15 protein-coding genes are annotated in these 18,030 nt (G+C 43.5%); 6 read left to right on the forward strand and 9 right to left on the reverse strand.

Translation table 11 applies throughout. From position 1 onward, the window contains the following. Positions 1 to 54: 54 nt before the first annotated feature. Positions 55 to 1,323, reverse strand: a complete 1,269-nt coding sequence (locus F6K57_RS05125; protein WP_293065440.1) for a GTP cyclohydrolase II — start codon at positions 1,321 to 1,323, stop codon at positions 55 to 57. A gap of 280 nt (positions 1,324 to 1,603) precedes the next feature. On the opposite strand from F6K57_RS05125, the gene F6K57_RS05130 reads away from it, so the two are divergent. After that, entirely contained in the window at positions 1,604 to 3,082 is a 1,479-nt protein-coding gene (locus tag F6K57_RS05130) for a PQQ-dependent sugar dehydrogenase (RefSeq protein ID WP_293065443.1), read from the forward strand. 178 nt (positions 3,083 to 3,260) lie between these two features. Here F6K57_RS05130 and F6K57_RS05135 read toward each other — a convergent pair whose 3' ends face one another. From F6K57_RS05135 to F6K57_RS05150, 4 genes are all read right to left on the reverse strand, one after another. Beyond that, complete coding sequence (locus tag F6K57_RS05135; protein ID WP_293065446.1) at positions 3,261 to 5,267, reverse strand: galactose-1-epimerase; 2,007 nt, start codon at positions 5,265 to 5,267, stop codon at positions 3,261 to 3,263. Positions 5,268 to 5,868: 601 nt separating this feature from the next. Then, complete coding sequence (locus F6K57_RS05140; RefSeq protein WP_293065449.1) at positions 5,869 to 6,066, reverse strand: hypothetical protein; 198 nt, start codon at positions 6,064 to 6,066, stop codon at positions 5,869 to 5,871. A gap of 22 nt (positions 6,067 to 6,088) precedes the next feature. Continuing rightward, complete coding sequence (locus F6K57_RS05145; RefSeq protein WP_008180024.1) at positions 6,089 to 6,412, reverse strand: phasin family protein; 324 nt, start codon at positions 6,410 to 6,412, stop codon at positions 6,089 to 6,091. A 598-nt stretch (positions 6,413 to 7,010) separates the two neighbouring features. Continuing rightward, a complete protein-coding gene (locus F6K57_RS05150) occupies positions 7,011 to 8,150 on the reverse strand; it encodes a ferrochelatase (RefSeq protein WP_293017895.1) in 1,140 nt (379 codons plus the stop codon). A 708-nt stretch (positions 8,151 to 8,858) separates the two neighbouring features. Here F6K57_RS05150 and F6K57_RS05155 point away from each other — a divergent pair. Beyond that, positions 8,859 to 10,103 carry a 30S ribosomal protein S1 gene (locus F6K57_RS05155; protein WP_075901941.1) on the forward strand — a complete coding sequence of 415 codons (1,245 nt, stop codon included), beginning with the start codon at positions 8,859 to 8,861 and terminating at the stop codon, positions 10,101 to 10,103. 161 nt (positions 10,104 to 10,264) lie between these two features. Beyond that, positions 10,265 to 11,002 carry an HAD family hydrolase gene (locus F6K57_RS05160; RefSeq protein ID WP_293065452.1) on the forward strand — a complete coding sequence of 246 codons (738 nt, stop codon included), beginning with the start codon at positions 10,265 to 10,267 and terminating at the stop codon, positions 11,000 to 11,002. 121 nt (positions 11,003 to 11,123) lie between these two features. On the opposite strand, the gene F6K57_RS05165 is transcribed toward F6K57_RS05160, so the two are convergent. After that, positions 11,124 to 12,602, reverse strand: a complete 1,479-nt coding sequence (locus F6K57_RS05165; protein WP_293017873.1) for a hypothetical protein — start codon at positions 12,600 to 12,602, stop codon at positions 11,124 to 11,126. A gap of 408 nt (positions 12,603 to 13,010) precedes the next feature. On the opposite strand from F6K57_RS05165, the gene purB reads away from it, so the two are divergent. Continuing rightward, positions 13,011 to 14,306, forward strand: a complete 1,296-nt coding sequence (gene purB / locus F6K57_RS05170) for an adenylosuccinate lyase (protein WP_293017896.1) — start codon at positions 13,011 to 13,013, stop codon at positions 14,304 to 14,306. Here the strand turns inward: purB and F6K57_RS05175 are convergent. Next, a complete protein-coding gene (locus F6K57_RS05175) occupies positions 14,229 to 14,438 on the reverse strand; it encodes a hypothetical protein (RefSeq protein WP_293017875.1) in 210 nt (69 codons plus the stop codon). The genes purB and F6K57_RS05175 overlap by 78 nt on opposite strands. Here F6K57_RS05175 and F6K57_RS05180 point away from each other — a divergent pair. Further along, positions 14,438 to 14,647 (forward strand): hypothetical protein, encoded by a 210-nt coding sequence (locus F6K57_RS05180; protein WP_293017877.1) that lies wholly within the window; start codon positions 14,438 to 14,440, stop codon positions 14,645 to 14,647. The two genes, F6K57_RS05175 and F6K57_RS05180, sit on opposite strands and share 1 nt — an antisense overlap. A 42-nt stretch (positions 14,648 to 14,689) precedes the next feature. Continuing rightward, the gene (locus F6K57_RS05185; RefSeq protein WP_293017879.1) at positions 14,690 to 15,565 is read left to right on the forward strand and encodes a Uma2 family endonuclease; all 876 of its coding nucleotides are present in this window, start codon (positions 14,690 to 14,692) and stop codon (positions 15,563 to 15,565) included. Between the two features lie 144 nt (positions 15,566 to 15,709). On the opposite strand, the gene F6K57_RS05190 is transcribed toward F6K57_RS05185, so the two are convergent. Both F6K57_RS05190 and F6K57_RS05195 read right to left on the reverse strand, forming a co-directional pair. Further along, complete coding sequence (locus F6K57_RS05190) at positions 15,710 to 16,630, reverse strand: Rpn family recombination-promoting nuclease/putative transposase (RefSeq protein WP_293017881.1); 921 nt, start codon at positions 16,628 to 16,630, stop codon at positions 15,710 to 15,712. Positions 16,631 to 17,217: 587 nt separating this feature from the next. Then, positions 17,218 to 18,030, reverse strand: an 813-nt coding sequence (locus tag F6K57_RS05195; protein ID WP_293065458.1) for a DUF4351 domain-containing protein, incomplete at its 5' end; no start/stop codon positions are given.

The following is an 18,030-nucleotide window of genomic DNA, read 5'->3' on the forward strand; positions in this document are numbered from 1 at the left end:
GCAATTCGGGGGTGAGTATTGAGTATTGACTATTGTGACTATTGACTTTAAGGACTAATCGCCTAAACCACGTCCTTGAATTTCAGCCAATGCGATCGCATCTAGTTCAGTTGTATGTTCAGTGTAATAACCAGCAGCTTTTTTGGCAGCGATTTCTACTTGGGCATCAGCGGGAATCAAGTGTTCTGGAATGGGAATGCGCTGAATAATCTCAATACCGGATTGAACGATAGCGTTATATTTCATATCGCTCATGGAGACAAAACGGTCAATTCGTTTAATTCCCAGCCAATGGAGCACATCAGGCATTAGTTCTTGGAAGCGGATATCTTGAACCCCAGCCACACACTCTGTACGGTTGAAGTAGGCATTAGCGCTATCACCTCCTTCCTGACGTTTCCGGGCATTATACACTAAAAACTTAGTTACTTCACCTAAGGCGCGACCTTCTTTACGGAAATAAACAATGACACCTGTACCTCCACCTTGGGCTGTCTGGACACAGACTTCTAGACCATGGACTAGATAGGGACGACAGGTGCAGATGTCGGAACCGAAAACATCGGAACCATTACATTCATCATGAACTCGTACAGCCAGCAGTCGATTGGGTTCAGTAATGGCTGCCACATCACCAATTAAATAGACAGTGATGCCACCAATGGGGGGTAAGAATACCTTTAAATCGGGGCGGGTGATCAGTTCCGGGAACATGCCACCGGTTTGCTGAAATAGAGCACGGCGCAGGTAACTTTCTTGAATGTTCAATCGCTGGGCAATTCCCGGTAGATACCAAACCGGGTCAATTGCTACTTTAGTGACTACTAAACTACCATCGTTTTTAATAATTTTGCCATCAATTGCTAAACGGTTTTTCTCTACAGCATCCTGTAGTTCTGGCATATTGATATGAGCTTTGGTGATAGCAATTGTGGGTCTAATGTCGTATCCCTGCTGATATAAATCGCTATAAACTTCACCTACCATCGCCCCAAAGGGGTCGAGAGAAACAATCAAATTAGGGTCAGTCCAACTGGGATGAGGACCAATTGGGACAATGGGCGCAGTGTTGGTGAGATCCGGGCGGTGATTAGGCTGGAGTGTACCACTGGCTACGGCTAAAGCTCGATACACTGAATAGGAGCCTGAGTGAGTACCAATAACATTCCGATGAGCTGAGTTAACTAAGGTACCGACAATGGGTCCTCGTTTGAGGGGGTCACTTTCTCCCCAGTTAATTGCTGGAGAATTTAATCTAGAAGAGCTAGGATGGGAGGTTAAAACAATATGCTTGGGTTTGCTGATAGTTGTTAAATCTTCCATTAGAGTTACTCTGTAGAATGCACCAACAAGTGTCTAGGTCTTAGATGCTAAGACTTAGTTAATAGGGATAAACTACTATAGTAACAATTTCTAACAGAAGTATAAGTATTTTCTATTGATCTTGCTCTTGTGGGGAAGAATTGCGGAACCAGTGCCTTGAGCTGTAACATACAAAAAACTAAATTACGCCACCATGACTCCAAGCTCAGGGGTTTCGTATTTTTGGATTTCTCAGATTTTTAGCGTCCGCGCCCTTACCTTAGCAGCATTCATATTATGTATGAAGAAATTTCGCATTCTCTGTTTTCTCTTGTCGCTCTTCTTGGTCATCTTTGCTGTTGCCAGGATTTCTTCTGCCCAGATAACCGATCCCATTCCCGAACCAATTAAAAAGTCAGAACTCTCTGTCAGATTGGAAGAAGTTGTTCAAATTCCCAACAGTGGAACTGGAAGAAATAAAGCTGCTCGCTTGAACCTGCTTACCCATGCAGGAGATGGTACCAGACGATTATTTGTTAACGATATGCGTGGCAAGTTGTATGTCATTGTTGACGGCACTGCTACTGTTTATATGAATCTGAAAAAATTAATTTGTGCAGACTTTACTTATGAAACTCCTCAACAGGGCTTCGCTTATTTTGCTTTTCATCCAGAATTTGCTGACAATGGAATTTTTTATACTGTAACTAGCGAAGTTAAAACTGGCGGTACTCCTGACTTACCCGTTACCAAACCAATTATTGACAATAACAATAACATTATCGAAAGTGCCCACCACGATGTAATTCGCGAATGGAAGGCAACAAACCCTTCTAGCAATACTTTTGTCGGAACATCCCGTGAGATTTTGCGCATTGAAGAGCCTTACCCAGATCATAATGTTGGACAATTGGGCTTTAATCCCAATGCTAAACGAGGGGATGATGATTATGGTTTACTCTACATTGCAGTAGCTGATGGCGGTAGTGATGGCTACCCTGTTAGCGATACCGATCCCTTGGATAATGGACAGGATCTGGGAACACCGCTGGGCAAAATTCTCAGAATCGATCCCTTTGGCAAAAATAGTGTTAATGGTCAATATGGTATTCCTCGTGATAATCCTTTTGTTACAGATGAAGAGCCTAAAACCTTGGGTGAAATCTGGGCTTATGGACTGCGTAATCCCCATCGTTTTAGCTGGGATACTGGTGGCGAAGGCAAAATGTTGATTGCTGATACTGGTCAGGCTTTTATTGAAGAAGTTAATCTTGGTATCAAAGGAGCTAACTATGGTTGGGGCGAGCGGGAAGGTACTTGGGTTATAAAGGAAAATAATGAAAATGTTTTGTTTGCATTACCCAAAAACGATCGCTCCTATGGCTATACTTATCCCGTTGCCCAATATGACCATGACATCCCCCCCGACATAAAAGGCTTCTATGGAATTGCGATCGCTGGTGGTTATGTTTATCGGGGCAAAGCAATTCCTGAATTAATCGGTCAATACATTTTTGCTGATTTCGCTCATGATGCAAGATTTTTCCACGTTCCTGTAGATGAACTTGTCAATGGCAAACAGGCAAAAATAAAAGAACTCAGACTCTTTGACGGAGAGCAAGAAGCTTCTTTTCTCGAAATCATTGGTAAAAAACGCTCTGATGTGCGATTCGGGGTGGACGAAGAAGGAGAAATCTATGTGACATCAAAACAAGATGGTAAAGTTAGGAAACTCGTTCGTTCACCAAAATCCCCTATTGACCAGAATAGTTTGGAATAATGATGGTTATGGAATTCACCTTATTGTAGGTTAGGTTGAAGGATAAAACCGAACAGGAGCCAGAGAGCGATAGGTTTTGGTATCGCTCTACCCATCCTACAAATTATTATTAATCTGAATTCTGAATTCTATACTCCTACTAAGTCTCTGATGAATGCAGGAGAATAGGTATGACTTTCTAGGGCATCCCTTTAATCTTAAGACGGATACGATAAAGACTGTTTCTTGCTGTAATGTAAAGGGTTTGGTAGTCACTGTCGCCCCATGCTAAATTAGCAGGCGCTTCTGGTGTTTCAATAATGCCAAGTAGATCCCCTTGTGGTGAGAAAATCCAAACTCCTCCTGGTCCAGTGCTGTAAACATTTCCTTGGATGTCTACCTTCATACCATCTGCTGCCCCCTCTTTACTAGGAGGTTTCAGTTCGGCAAAAAGTTTTCCATTCTCTAACATCCCGTCTGGCTTGACATCAAAAACCCGAATATGACCTCTTTGTGAATCATTCACATATAATTTAGTTTCATCTGGGGAAAAGACAATACCATTAGGGCGAACAAAGTCATCAACTAGCAGGGTTAGTGTGCCATCTGGTGCTAGGCGATAAACACCATAAAACCCTAATTCTTCTTGTTCGGATTTGATGCCATAGGGAGGATCGGTAAAATAGATGCTACCATCTGATTTGACTGCTAGATCGTTGGGACTATTCAGCCGCTTCCCTTGGTAGTGACTAGCTAGAGTTACGATTTTTCCATCTTTCTGTGTTAGGGATAGACGACGATTACTATGTTCAGCAGTAACTAAACGCCCTGAGCGGTCTAAAGTATTACCATTAGCATTGCCAGAAGGTTGACGAAAAATCTCGGTTTTTTGCTCTGGTTGCCATTTATAAATAGTATTAGCTGGAATATCACTAAATAGCATAAATCCGTCGGGATGCCAAACAGGTCCTTCAGTAAATTTAAAACCTCCTGCTACCTTTTCAACTTGAGTATTGGGAGCAATAATTTTTCCTAGATTATTTTGTTTGGTGTAAAATTTATAAACCATTAGGTGTCGATAAGTTTCACCTGGATTCAAGATAATCGAAGGAAAGTTAGGCTGATTGACTGAGTCAGGAAAATGTTGTGTCTCTAGGCACAAACCTTGATGATTTGTATAAACAACATCTCCTTTCCCCACAGTTCTAAGCTTAGGAAGATTTCCAGAAAAAAACTGTATTCCTGGCTGATTAGTGTGAAGCTCCATCACCCGACCAGATTTTGGTTCATATACAGTAGCTGCCAGTTTGATTTTTTCTGATTCTCCATTCAAAACATAATTGAGGTCGTAACCTCCTGGATAGTTTTGCTTTAGGGTATTTCTAAGCTGATTAATGCCATCTCCAATCAACTGAGGCTGAGTAAAGTCGTAGGGTGTATCTTTAACTGATTTAATCTCTCCTGTAGGGATTCGCTGTTCGTTGTTAGGCGTATATCTATCGGCATTGATCGTTAAATATTGTCCTAGAATATTTCCAGAAGCATGACCAGCCAAGTTCCAATATGAATGATTCACCAAGTTGACAGGAGTAGGTTTGTTAGTGGTAGCAGTCATTTCCAGCTTTAACTCATTATCGTTAGTCAGAGTGTAAATAGCTGTAACTGTCAAATCACCTGGATATCCTTCTTCTGAGTCAGCACTCAGATAAGTTAGTTTTAGTGCCTGTCCTTGGCTACTGTTAATTGGTTCAGCATTCCAAACCACTTTGTCAAAACCTTTGTTACCACCATGGATGTGATGGGAACCGGCATTAGCAGCTAGATCATACTTTTGACCATTGAGAGTGAACTGAGCATCTTTAATCCTATTAGCGACGCGACCAACAATTGCACCATAATATAGGTAGCGCTTAGCCGCCAAATAATCTTCTAGACTATCAAATCCCAGCACTACATCGTCTAGCTCACCGCTGTTGTCAGGCAAGTGTAATTCAGTAAGAGTCGCACCATAGTTGGTTATCTTCGCTACTAAACCATTAGTATTGGTTAAAGTATAGAGATAAACGTTTTGACCATCTTTAGTCTGGCCAAATTCAATCTTCGTTACACTGTTGTTTTCTTTGTTCTGGTAGTTATTTGCTGTGGCGTAAGATTGCTCAGGGTTAAATCTCTTGTATAAATCTGATTTTACTAAAAGTACAGTCATTACCATTGCGGTAAAGACTGTACTTATTTTTGTTAACATTGAGCTAGTAAGCATAGTTGATTTTTTAGTAATTAATTGTCATCTATTATAACTATTTTTTTTAAAGTAATATAAGAGAGGGAAAAGTTTGTAATTATTTAGCTATCAGTTATCAGCTATCAGCTATCAGCTATCAGTTATCAGCTATCAGTTATCAGTTATCAGCTTATAGGCTATGGGCAAGCTGTCTCGATGCAATAGCGAGCAGGGAAAACCTTCAATACCGCTTAGGTGCGCTTACAGTCGTCGAATTAAATTCGCCACGGGTCGCACCTCTGCATCCCTGAAAGCCCCGTGGAAACCTCCAAGACCGGGCTGCCTCCCCAAAACTGGGCTGCATCGCTTCTGAGTAAGACTTCTAGAATTTAGATGGGTTTGCCCTGGAATTATAGTTGAGGACATAGTATAGCGTTTGTCTCTCCCATGAGGTACAAACCGATCCCCCGTTGGTACCCCTTAAAAAGGGGGACTTTGAGGTTGATAAGCGTACCTCATAAATGTAATAAACGCTATATCCCTCTTCTGTCACTCTCCGGAATCAATGAGTAACAAATAAGCCATATTATCCAGAATACAAAAAGGTTTGACATTGATTAATTTCCCTAATGAGCTGATTTAATCCCAGCAATAACTTGGTATTAGGCTGAGTGTTGGTAATTTCTCCAGCAGTGGTAGATTTTTTCCCCATACCCACTTGAGCCACAACCAACAGCAACCCAAAGGCTACTATAACGCCTATGCTGATCAGAATTTGTTTCAAAATCTGTTCTCCTAATTGATTATCAACGCCAGAGCTTATTTTCTAAATCCCGCACCTGACGCTCCAGACGGTCAATACGACCTCGCAATTCATCCATTTCTGATTGGCGAGGAACCCCTAAATCCTGCAACATATTGCGCAACTGCCGTTCCATGTTGCTCTCAAAGTTACCCTGCTCTGACTTGATCTGATTCATCAGATCATCTACAAAAGCGGTAGCTTGGTCGGAGTTAATTTTACCATCTTTAACCCATTCATCACTTACCTCTCGCAGTTTTTCGGCAACCATTGAGGTTGTGCCAACCCCAACCAACAATAACTGCTTGAGCCAGTCGTTATTATCCATAATTGTTATCCTGTTATCCTGTTATCCTGTCACTCGGCACTTTATGGGGCTGGGATCAGCTAGGCTTTCCTATGATTGGAGAAGTTTCATTGATTCCCAGCCTACAGTTCTATTCTGTGACATCTTTCCTAGAACAGGAGAAGAGGGAGAACAGTCGGAGGAGAACGGAAGAGGTGCAAGAAGGTTATATATAAAGCAACCTAAATATAAAGCAAGCTAGTGACATACTCCCACACTGACTCGTTGAGTTCAGTGTGGGCTTCTTGCCAACTCCACCTATCGGTATCGGCTTTCGCCGACGCTGCGCGAACGGATACTCGGCAAGCTTTATTAACGATACGGTCAGAAGTTACCGCAAGAAGAGTGGAGCCTTTATGGTTAGCAGGCTATGCATAAAAGGGTTAAAACTTTATGATTAAGGCTCCACTCTTCTAAGGTTTCGTCTCCGGGATGCCCCTCCGCACGCCTTACAATACAGAAAAGTTCGATTTTAAAGCACGTAGGTGGCGGTTAGCTCTTAATTTGTCTTCCCTACTACTTTCATTATAGACGATCTCAAAACGATGAATCGCGGTCTTAGCTAAAACGCTTTGGTGAATCAGTGGTGATGGTGATGGTGATGATGGTGCTCTAATGCCTGCACAGCTGCCAACTGGGGGTTGATAGATAGAGCATTTTCTGATATAAGTACCTCAATTTGAGGATTAGCCCACTCCGCTGCCATCTGTAAAAATTCTGGATGATCATTAACACAGGGCATCTCTACGTAGGTAACCTCTGAGTTACGACGTTTTAGAGCGTGAACAATGTGATGCACATCTAACAGGGTTTCGTGATTCTCTGTGGCAAAGCCAATAGGCATAAACACAATCGCTTTAGCCCCTAAGTTAATCAGGTTCTGGGCTGCTAATTCCGCGTGAGGCTGAGTCCACTTAATTAAGGGAGTTTGGTGGTTAAGCCAGCCCACAGAGATTAGGGGATACTTATACATCAACTGTTCCCTTACTGCCTCATACAATGCCTGACTTTCGTCAATCCCAGAGACAAATCCTTTAGCTTCGTGGGGACAGCCATGGTTCATCAGGACAATGCCAATTTGGGAGGGCAGATAGGCTTGAGCTAAATCGGTAGTAATTTTCTCTTCCACCAATCGAGCAGTTAGATTAATGTATTCTGGTTCGTTATAGAAAGACGGGATGTAACGCAATCCGTGAACCCAGTGTTGATCTCCATCCTCTAATTTACCTAGGGCTTTATTGACTTGTTCCACCGCAATACCGCTAGTAAAGATGGAATCCACCACTAGCAGGGGATAGATCAGCAGTTTTTGGAAACCTTGCGCCTTAATTTCACTGAGGACTTGTTCTGGCAGAAAGGGAGCGCAGAAGTTAAAGGCTTTGAATACCTTCACCTGATCGCCCCATTTAGCTTGCAGTTGTTTTTCAATACCTGCCCGTTGCTGTTCAAAAATCTTGTTGTGGGGTGAAATAAAGTTGTCATGCTGGTGCCCCCACTCGTGGAAGTCAAACATTGCCAATATTTTGGCTAAGGGTGGATAGATCCAGTTGGGGACTGGGGCAAATTTGGCAGTGAGCAAGTTTAAGGCTTGTTCGTTGTAGTTGGCGAAGTCTTCATAGCTTTCGACTTCTCCATAACCCATGAGTAAAACCGCAACTCGCTCGTGACCATGGGTTGGGGAAGGTTTTACTGATTGAGATTTTTCTGGAGTGGCAACCACTTGGTATTCCTGCTGGCTAAAGGTCGATTGCTGGGGTATCCCTGCCTTGTTTTTGGTGGAGAATGTACCCCTGGCATTTATTAGGCTAACATCCCCCATGGGGGGATATAAGAGGTAGCACAATACTCTGGAAAGTTCGGTAAAGATACTAATAACAAAATCTCGATTAGGTTATAATAGGATGTCTGGTCTTAATTAAATCTTATTAAATGAGCTGATCAGTTCGAGATTAGCCCACTAGCCTCTACCAAAGGCGCAAGTGTCGTCCTGTGGGCGAAGCCAGTGGGGGACTTTGGGACGGAGAGCTCAGTTCAGGTTTTGTCTAATAAATTATAATGGACATAAATTGGGGTGAATTTATGTCTATTTGATAACCAAAGCCGAAAATGCCCTTGGTTATTGACAGTAGACCAAAAGCCTGATTGAAATAGAGCAATTAAAATCAGATAAGGTCAGAAACTTGGCGGTGGGGCATCCCGTCAATAGTAAAGCTTGTCGAGTACCCGAATGCGGATCGGTTTCCTTAAGGAAATGGCGATAGCTGGGGTTGGCGAGAAGCCCACACCTACCCCCGAACCCCAACAGGTGTGGGAGATGTCACAAGTAGGACAACGCAATGTCGGTGTAAACAGCACAATGCTGACGTGCTTGTACATCAACAGGAGGCATAGTCATTAAAACCAAATCAAACTAGGACAAACAACGCACATGCTCAGTCAGAAAACAAAAACTACAGATATAGGATTCACTCACGAAGATTTTGCTGCCCTTCTGGATAAGTATGATTATCATTTTAGCCCAGGGGATATAGTTCCGGGTACGGTATTCAGTCTAGAGCCGAGGGGCGCTCTGATTGACATTGGTGCGAAAACCGCCGCCTATATTCCGATTCAGGAAATGTCAATAAATCGAGTTGATAATCCTGATGAGGTTTTACAATCCAACGAAACACGGGAATTTTTCATCCTGACCGATGAAAATGAAGATGGACAGTTGACTCTCTCTATCCGTCGCATTGAGTATATGCGAGCGTGGGAGCGAGTGCGCCAATTACAAGCGGAGGATGCTACGGTGCGTTCTCTGGTATTCGCCACTAACCGTGGTGGAGCGTTGGTACGTATTGAAGGGTTGCGCGGTTTTATTCCTGGTTCTCATATTAGCACTCGGGCAGCCAAGGAAGATTTGGTGGCCCAAGAACTGCCCCTAAAATTTCTGGAGGTAGATGAAGACCGTAATCGTCTGGTACTATCCCACCGTCGTGCTCTAGTCGAGCGCAAGATGAACCGCCTAGAAGTCGGAGAGGTGGTGATTGGCTCAGTACGAGGAATCAAACCTTACGGTGCATTCATTGATATTGGCGGGGTCAGCGGATTGCTGCACATTTCCGAAATTTCCCATGATCATATTGATACGCCTCATAGTGTGTTTAATGTCAATGATGAACTAAAAGTGATGATCATTGACTTGGATGCTGACCGAGGTCGGATTTCTCTGTCAACAAAGCAGTTAGAGCCAGAACCGGGAGATATGATTAACAACCGGGAAGTGGTCTTCGAGAAGGCAGAAGAAATGGCTCAGAAGTACCGGGAGAAGATGCTAGCACAAAAGCAAGGTATAACTCCAGAAAGTATGACTCCACAAGAGTCCCCAGAGCCACAAGAGTCCCCAGAGCCTGTTCAGGCTCAAGAGCCCCAAGAGCCTGAACAGGCTCAAGAGTCCCAAGAGCCCCAAGAGCCCCAAGAGTCCCAAGAGTCCCAAGAGCCTGTTCAGGCTCAAGAGTCCCAAGAGCCTGTTCAGGCTCAAGAGTCCCAAGAGCCTGTTCAGGCTCAAGAGTCCCAAGAGCCTGTTCAGGCTCAAGAGTCCCAAGAGCCCCAAGAGTCCCAAGAGTCCGAAGAGCCTCAAGAAGACGCAGTGCCAGAGGGAGAGTTTGTAGCAGCTGCCATCGACGAGTAACAACCAGGTGCAGCCACAAGAATTAGCCGTTAGCTGAGGCTAATGGCTAATCTGTATTGATGGCCCTGTTCCGGAACAAGAGCAAAGAAATTGGCAGGTGCGAATCTTGATCAACTAGCTAGTAGAATAAAGTTGATTAAAATAAACAACGGCATAAACCCTTGGTAAGCATTCGTTGTGGGAAGGTGACTTTCCCCAATATTGAAGCAGTCATATTTGATAAAGACGGTACCTTAGAGGATTCACAAGTTTATTTAAGAGAACTAGCCTATAAGCGATCGCGTTTAATTGATGCCCAAATCCCTGGTATTGGAGAACCCCTCCTGATGGCCTTTGGTGTCCAAGATGACACCCTTGACCCTACCGGGTTAATGGCAGTAGGTAGCCGTCGGGAAAATGAAATTGCTGCTGCTGCTTATATTGCTGAGACTGGTCGGGGATGGTTAGAGTCATTGGCAATCGCTGGTAGTGCCTTTGTTGAAGCCGAGAAGTACTTGCAAGATGCGGCTGGAACTTCCCCAATGTTTGCCGGTAGCCTGGAAGTCCTTAAATTCCTCTCAGAAGCTGGTTTAAAGCTAGGTATTCTCTCAGCAGACTCTACGGCTGGTGTAAAAGCCTTTGTCCATCGACACCAGCTAGACCCCTATATCCAATTACAGCAGGGTGTGGATTCTGAAATCAGTAAGCCTGATCCCAGGTTGTTCATACAAGCGTGCCAATCTTTAGGGGTAAAACCTGCTTCGGCCCTAATGGTAGGAGATTCAGCAGGTGATATTGAGATGGCAAAAGGTGCTGGTGCAGCGGGTTGCATTGGTATTTGCTGGGGAAAGCCAGAAGCTGCCCATTTAGAGGGAGCTGATATAGCGATCGCGAGCCTGGATGACATTAAAATTATTTAAAAACATATTGGTACTTATTAATTGAATTCCTTATGTTCGGTTGTTCGCCTTTGGCGAACAACCTGCTAACCTGCTAACCTGCTAACCTGCTAACCTTCAACCTGCTCACCTGATCGAGTGATTATTTCAATCCTGGTAAGTCCAAATTTGCCACGACTTTTGTAATCGCATCCCGACTGGCTTCGGCACCAAACCCCCAAGCCAGGAGGACGCCATAGTCACCCCAGAGGTTAGCGCCAAAGGTGGATTTATAGGTGTATAGCTCAATGAAGCCACTACCAGCAAGCAGGACAATTGCGATCGCATAACTGATTGCAGAGAAAATCCAAAGGCGAATCTTTGCTAGTCTTGGCTCTTGGATAACTATGCGTGGTGTCTCGATCCCTGGTGCTCTCTGCAATAATTCAGGTTGGGTGATGAGAAAGCCTAACTTAGTGGAGTTAGGTGGTATTTGTTTGACTAGTAGAGTGATCGCTTTTTCGATTTGACCATTCAACTCCTGAGCAGCTTTTTTATCGGTAGGTTCGAGATTATTCAACTTACTGCGCAAATTCTTTTGCTGACGTTGCCAACTCTGTAACTCTTGTGTTGATATTGTGGTTTCCAGCAGCAAGTTGTCCAAGTCCCTGAGTTTAGCATCCAGTTGCAGGTATTTATTAATCTGTTTTGCACAGTCATCTAACTGCTCATACAAGTCTTGAGGATTTTGGTCAGGTGCCTCTCGGATTGCCAGTGGCAAATTACGGCGTACTGACTGTAGATAAGGGGGGTCAAGATCAGGAGTGGTGGGTATTTTTTCTTCCAGGGTTTGAGAATAGTTCAGGAGTGCTAGCCAGTCTTCACGACCTTTGCGCCATTTCAGCCACACTGACTCTGCTTGGGTAATTGCCTGATTACCATCGTTCCAACGTTCCCCCTGCAAAGCCATCTCGACATCTAGCAGATGGGCTTCAATTCGGGTCTTGAAGGGATTTGGTATTGAGTTGAATTGATCGACTAGTGATGTTTCAGCTAACTGGGGGTCACTGCGCAGTTGGGTACGCAATTGACCAACCCGCACCAGAATTTTGTCCCGTAGTTTCCCTCGATTACGGTAGCTGGACACAGCTATGCTCAATATAACCCCAATGGATATGACTGCCAGAGGTATGGGGAAGGGGTCTTTGATTCGGACTGTTAATGGTACGCTTAGTTCAGTTTCTGAGAACTTGATCAGGAATTCACCACTAAATTCTCCACTTTTGGGGGCATCATCTAATTGAAACTGGATCGGGAGAGATAGTAGACTATTGGCCTCAATCTCCTTGTCTGGTAAAGTAGGCTGAATCAATTTAGCGGGGAAAATTTCTTGGCCATCCTGAGTATTCAGGTCTAGGGAGATGATTTGTAAATCCTTGACGGCGTTAGTCGTGCGCAAGAGTAAGCTGCGGCTTGTGCTAGAACCCCTGGTACCTGCTACAGTCATACTTTTAGGGGTGATGGTGAGATCAGCTTGGGCAAGGGCTGGTGGGGCCGATAGGAGTATTAAAATTGGGAGTATTAAAGCAATTAGAGGGCGTTTAGCCCAGTAATGGTGTTTAATCATACCTGTCTTAGTCAAGTGTGACCTCCGATTGTTGATCTGGTACTAAAGCTTAATATAGACCCATAATTGAGAGTAAAATTGGTGATGGTACCTGACAAAAGGCAATAAGCAATAGGTAACAGGCATGCTAGCAATAGGCAACAGGCAACAGACAACAGGGGATAGGGGATTTAACGAATGATTAATCATTAATGATTAATCAATTATATAGCGTTAATTATAATAATCAGATAGATTCAATACCTTGTAAGCCTGCTGGAGACCCCCAATACCGCACTACCTAACGACTCCCGACTCCCGACTAACGACTCCCGACTCCCGACTCCCGACTCCCGACTCCCGACTCCCTAAAACTCAAGACGAAAGTCCCTTACCCGATTGATAACTGCTACAATAGTAAGGTTGTGTTCTGCGATATTGGAATTGATTGAGCGCTACACCCTACCCGAGATGGGGGAATTGTGGACGGATACCTACAAGCTCAAAACCTGGCTTCAGGTGGAAATAGCTGTTTGTGAAGCACAAGCGGAACTGGGTAAGATTCCTAGTGAAGCTGTAGAGGAAATTAAGGCAAAGGCGAATTTTGACCTCAAGCGGGTGCAAGAGATTGAGCGAGAAGTCCGCCATGACATGATTGCCTTTCTGACTAATGTGAATGAGTATGTAGGGGATGTGGGACGCTACATTCACTTAGGCTTGACTAGTTCCGATGTTTTAGACACTGCCTTGGCACTGCAACTGGTTGCTAGTCTAAATCTTATTCTCGAACAGATCGAGAAGCTTGCTCAAGCGATTCGCTACCAGGCACAACAACATCGCTACACGGTAATGATTGGTCGTTCTCACGGAATTCATGCTGAACCAATTACCTTTGGTTTTAAGCTGGCCGGTTGGTTAGCAGAAGTTTGCCGCCATCGCGATCGCTTAGTGGCTCTGCGTCAAAACATATCTGTGGGCAAGATTTCTGGTGCTGTGGGAACCTATGCCAATATTGATCCTCAAGTGGAAGCGATCGCATGTCGAAACCTGTCACTGCAACCTGATACTGCCTCAACCCAAATTATTTCCCGCGATCGCCATGGTGAGTTTGTCCAACAGTTAGCTCTGTTAGGGGCAACCATTGAACGGTTTGCTGTGGAAATTCGCAATCTCCAAAAAACTGATGTCTTAGAAGTAGAAGAATTCTTTTCTAAAGGACAGAAAGGTTCTTCTGCTATGCCACACAAACGTAATCCAATTCGTTCTGAACGGCTAAGCGGGATGGCACGAATTCTGCGGAGTCATGCGGTGGCTGCTTTAGAAAATGTTGCCCTATGGCATGAGCGGGATATTTCTCATTCCTCTGTAGAACGAGTGATTCTGCCAGATGTGTGTATTTTAACTCACTTCATGTTAGTGGAAATCACAGATTTAGTGAAACACTTGTTAGTTTATCCAGAAAATATGAAGCGGAATATGAATGTTTATGGCGGTGTCGTCTTTAGCCAAAAGGTGTTGTTAGCCTTAGTAGAAAAGGGGATGACTCGAGAAGATGCTTACAGTATTGTTCAGTCTTGTGCCCATCAAGCCTGGAATAAACCTGAGGGAGACTTCTACAATTTAATTACTAAGGATCCTCAAGTTACTAGTAAGCTAACCCCTTCAGAAATAGAAGAATGTTTTAATCCCCAGCACCATTTGCAACATTTGGAAGAGGTTTATCAACGGTTGGGAATCTAGCTCGCTTTCAGCGGTTTTCAATTCGGTCAGGTACAACTCTCTGGGTTTTAGGGAGTAGGGAGCAGGGAGTAGGGAGTAGGGAGTAGGCAGGGCGTTGCTTAATAATGGAATGATTTTAATAGTTTTGTGCAATGGGCATCAGGCGTGGAACTGGCATCTTGCCAGTTTCATGCTTATTTTCGGGCGGGCAGGATGCCCATTCTACTCCTATTCATTGCTTGATTCAGCAACGCCTATTTTTTTCCTTTTTCCCTGTTCCCTGTTCCCTACTCCCTGCTCCCTACTCCCTACTCCCTTTTCCGATCAATCCTATGTTCACCTATCAAATACAAACGCTATAGAATAGTAAGTATACCTAAATCATTTCCCAAGATGAGGTTGTCATGACCCAGAGCTTAGAGCGAAAAGGTCTAACTATTTCGTTACCGGATCATACTCAACTACCAGAATCCAATGGCGAATTTGTGAAGAACTTCCATGAGCATCCCCAAAGCATTATTTTAACTGATTCTATTGAACCGGTTCTCCAGAAAATTCATCCCGACAAACAATACGCTATTGGTCAAGACTCAGGTATCTATTGGCGGATTACAGAACCTTTAGAAAGAGGAGCAGAAGCTCCGGATTGGTTTTATGTACCGGGAGTACCTCCTTTGCTAGATGGTAAACTTCGTCGTTCCTATGTACTTTGGCAAGAACACCTAGCACCTCTGATTGCTCTGGAATTTGCTAGTGGTAATGGAGACGAAGAAAGGGATTCTACTCCTTTATCTGCTACTGGGGAAGAAAAAACTAAACCAGGTAAATTCTGGGTTTATGAACAAATTATTCGCATTCCCTACTACGGCATCTATATCTTTGATACTGGAGAGTTAGAGGTCTATCATCTAGTTAATGGTAAATATCACCAGATGAAGACTAATGAAAGGGGACATTATCCTATTGAACAGTTAGGGGTAGAATTAGGTGTATGGGAAGGCTCATATCAGAATCTTAATCAGAATCACTTGTGGCTAAGGTGGTGGGATACGGAAGGTAATCTACTGCTGATGGGCAGTGAACGAGCTGAACAAGAAAAACAACGGGCTGAACAAGAAAAACAACGGGCTGAACAAGAAAAACAACGGGCTGAACAAGCTGAACGTTCACAACGAGAGGCTATTCCTAAGCTATTGGCAATGGGACTAACAGTGGAGCAAGTGAGTTCAGCGTTAGGCTTATCTATTGAGGAAGTAGAAAATGAAGAATTTAGAATTTAGAATTTAGAATTTAGAATTAATTTCGTAGGGTGCGTTAGGGACGGGCTCGCACTCATTTTCAGCCTCGTCGTCACCGTTGGAAAAGCCCGTTCCGTAACGCACCACCGGGTCAAACTACTTTTAGGTGCTACACCTAACCGAATTTTACTTATCCCTAAACTGGTTCAACCAATTGGTCAAATCCACTTCGGTTTCAAAATCTAACAAGGCTTCTCCTAAATCCTCCAACTGGGAAAAGGATAACTGCTCAATTTGATTTTGTAATTGGGGATTTATTTCACCGAGGCGACGGTTAAGTAGACGGATAATTAAATTAAGCTCATTGCGCTTTCCTTGTTCTAATCCCTGTCCTAATCCTTGTTCTAATCCTTGTTTTAATCCTTGTTTTAATCCCTGTTCTAATCCTTGTTCTAATCCTTGTTCTAATCCTTGGCGAATAATCCGTTGATAAACTACTGACTCTTGCATCATATCCTCCCGAAAATAAGCTTGAATTAACTGCTCATCAAATTTCACCCCAGCCAACAGTTGCACGCACGCAGATAAGTTACGCTGCTGTTGTCTATCTTCAATCATATCGATTCTGGCTGCTACCTGGGATAGCAAGGTTTCTGGCACTTCAGTTTGTGCTAATACGGCCAAGGGTAGTAACCCTGGGGTGGTAAGTAATGGTTGTGGATCACATTCCCAAATCCGAATTACCCGGTAGCGGAAGGATAGGTTCCTCTCAGTAAATTGATTCACAAATACTCCCGCTAATCGGGTTGGTTTCAGAAAAATTATTACCTGCTCAATATCACAGCGGTACTGGCGATATAACCTTACCCAATAATCGAGCATCCGCAGGGGTAAGGGAGGTTCAGATTGGGGTAAGGTTTGAAATTCCAAATGCAAAATAGCATCAGCAACTCGCACAAAAAACAAGGCATCTGCCCGAATTGGTTCTGTGCTTAATTCGGTGTTGAGAATTTCGATATCCTCTGCTGGTTCTTGGTTAAACAACCAACGGGTAAAGGCTTGGGGATATTGTTCAACTAAATATTTTAGGGTACTGTCGTAAGTCATTACACATCTGGTTAACTAATCGAAAGCAGTGTTTCTAGCCACAAATTCGACGACTCGAACCTATCCCAAATCATCTTCAATCAACCCAGGGAAAGGTATGTCGGAAATATCGGCTACTTAACTAACTCTTTAAATCCCAGTAAATCCCGACAATCATTAACGGTATATCGGGGGATAAAAACCAGGGAAACTTATGGCTATTGTTGGGGAATATTATTCTATTTTATCACAGTTATTAGCCATAATGTTACTTTTGATTTAGTTAATAACTTTAAGAGTTTTTTCGCTACAATCGGGAGGGATTAAATTCAGTTAAATATATAGATCCCCCCTAACCCCCCTTAAAAAAGCAATCGGGAGTGACTTACTTCAGTTAAATATATAGATCCCCCCTAACCCCCCTTAAAAAAGCAATCGGGAGTGACTTACTTCAGTTAAATATATAGATCCCCCCTAACCCCCCTTAAAAAAGGGGGGAACAAGAATTATCTGGATTTTTGGGCAATAGTAGAGTGGGTAAGGCAAATCCAAACCCACTCAATCAGATCTTGATAGCACTGCTTTTGAGTGCTACACCTAACCGGATTTTACTTATCCCTAAACTGGTTCAACCAATTGGTCAAATCCACTTCGGTTTCAAAATCTAATAAAGCTTCTCCTAAATCCTCCAACTGGTCAAAGGATAACTTCTCAATTTGATTTTGTAATTGGGGATTGATTTCACCTAGGCGACGGTTAATTTGACGGATAATTAAATTAAGCTCATTGCGCTTTCCTTTTTCTAATCCTTGTTCTAATCCTTGTTCTAATCCTTGCTCTAATCCCTGTTCTAATCCTTGGCGAATAATTCGTTGATAAACTACCGACTCTTGCATCATATCCTCCCGAAAATAGGCTTGAATTAACTGCTCATCAAATTTCACCCCAGCCAACAGTTGCACGCAAGCAGATAGGTTACGCTGCTGTTGTCTATCTTCAATCATATCGATTCTGGCTGCTACCTGGGATAGCAAGGTTTCTGGCACTTCAGTTTGTGCTAACACAGCCAAGGGTAGTAACCCCGGTGTTGTTAGTAACGGTTGTGGATCACATTCCCAAATCCGAATCACCCGATAGCGGAAGGATAGGTTTATCTCGGTAAATTGATTGACAAATACTCCGGCTAATCGGGTTGGTTTTAGGAATATTATTACCTGTTCAATATCACAGCGATACTGACGATATAACCTCACCCAATAATCCAGCATCCGCAGGGGTAAGGGAGGTTCAGATTGGGGTAAGGTTTGAAATTCCAAATGCAAAATAGCATCAGCAACTCGCACAAAAAACAAGGCATCTGCCCGAATTGGTTCTGTGCTTAATTCGGTGTTGAGAATTTCGATATCCTCTGCTGGTTCTTG

Source organism: Moorena sp. SIO4A5 (assembly GCF_010672005.1).
Classification (GTDB): domain Bacteria; phylum Cyanobacteriota; class Cyanobacteriia; order Cyanobacteriales; family Coleofasciculaceae; genus Moorena.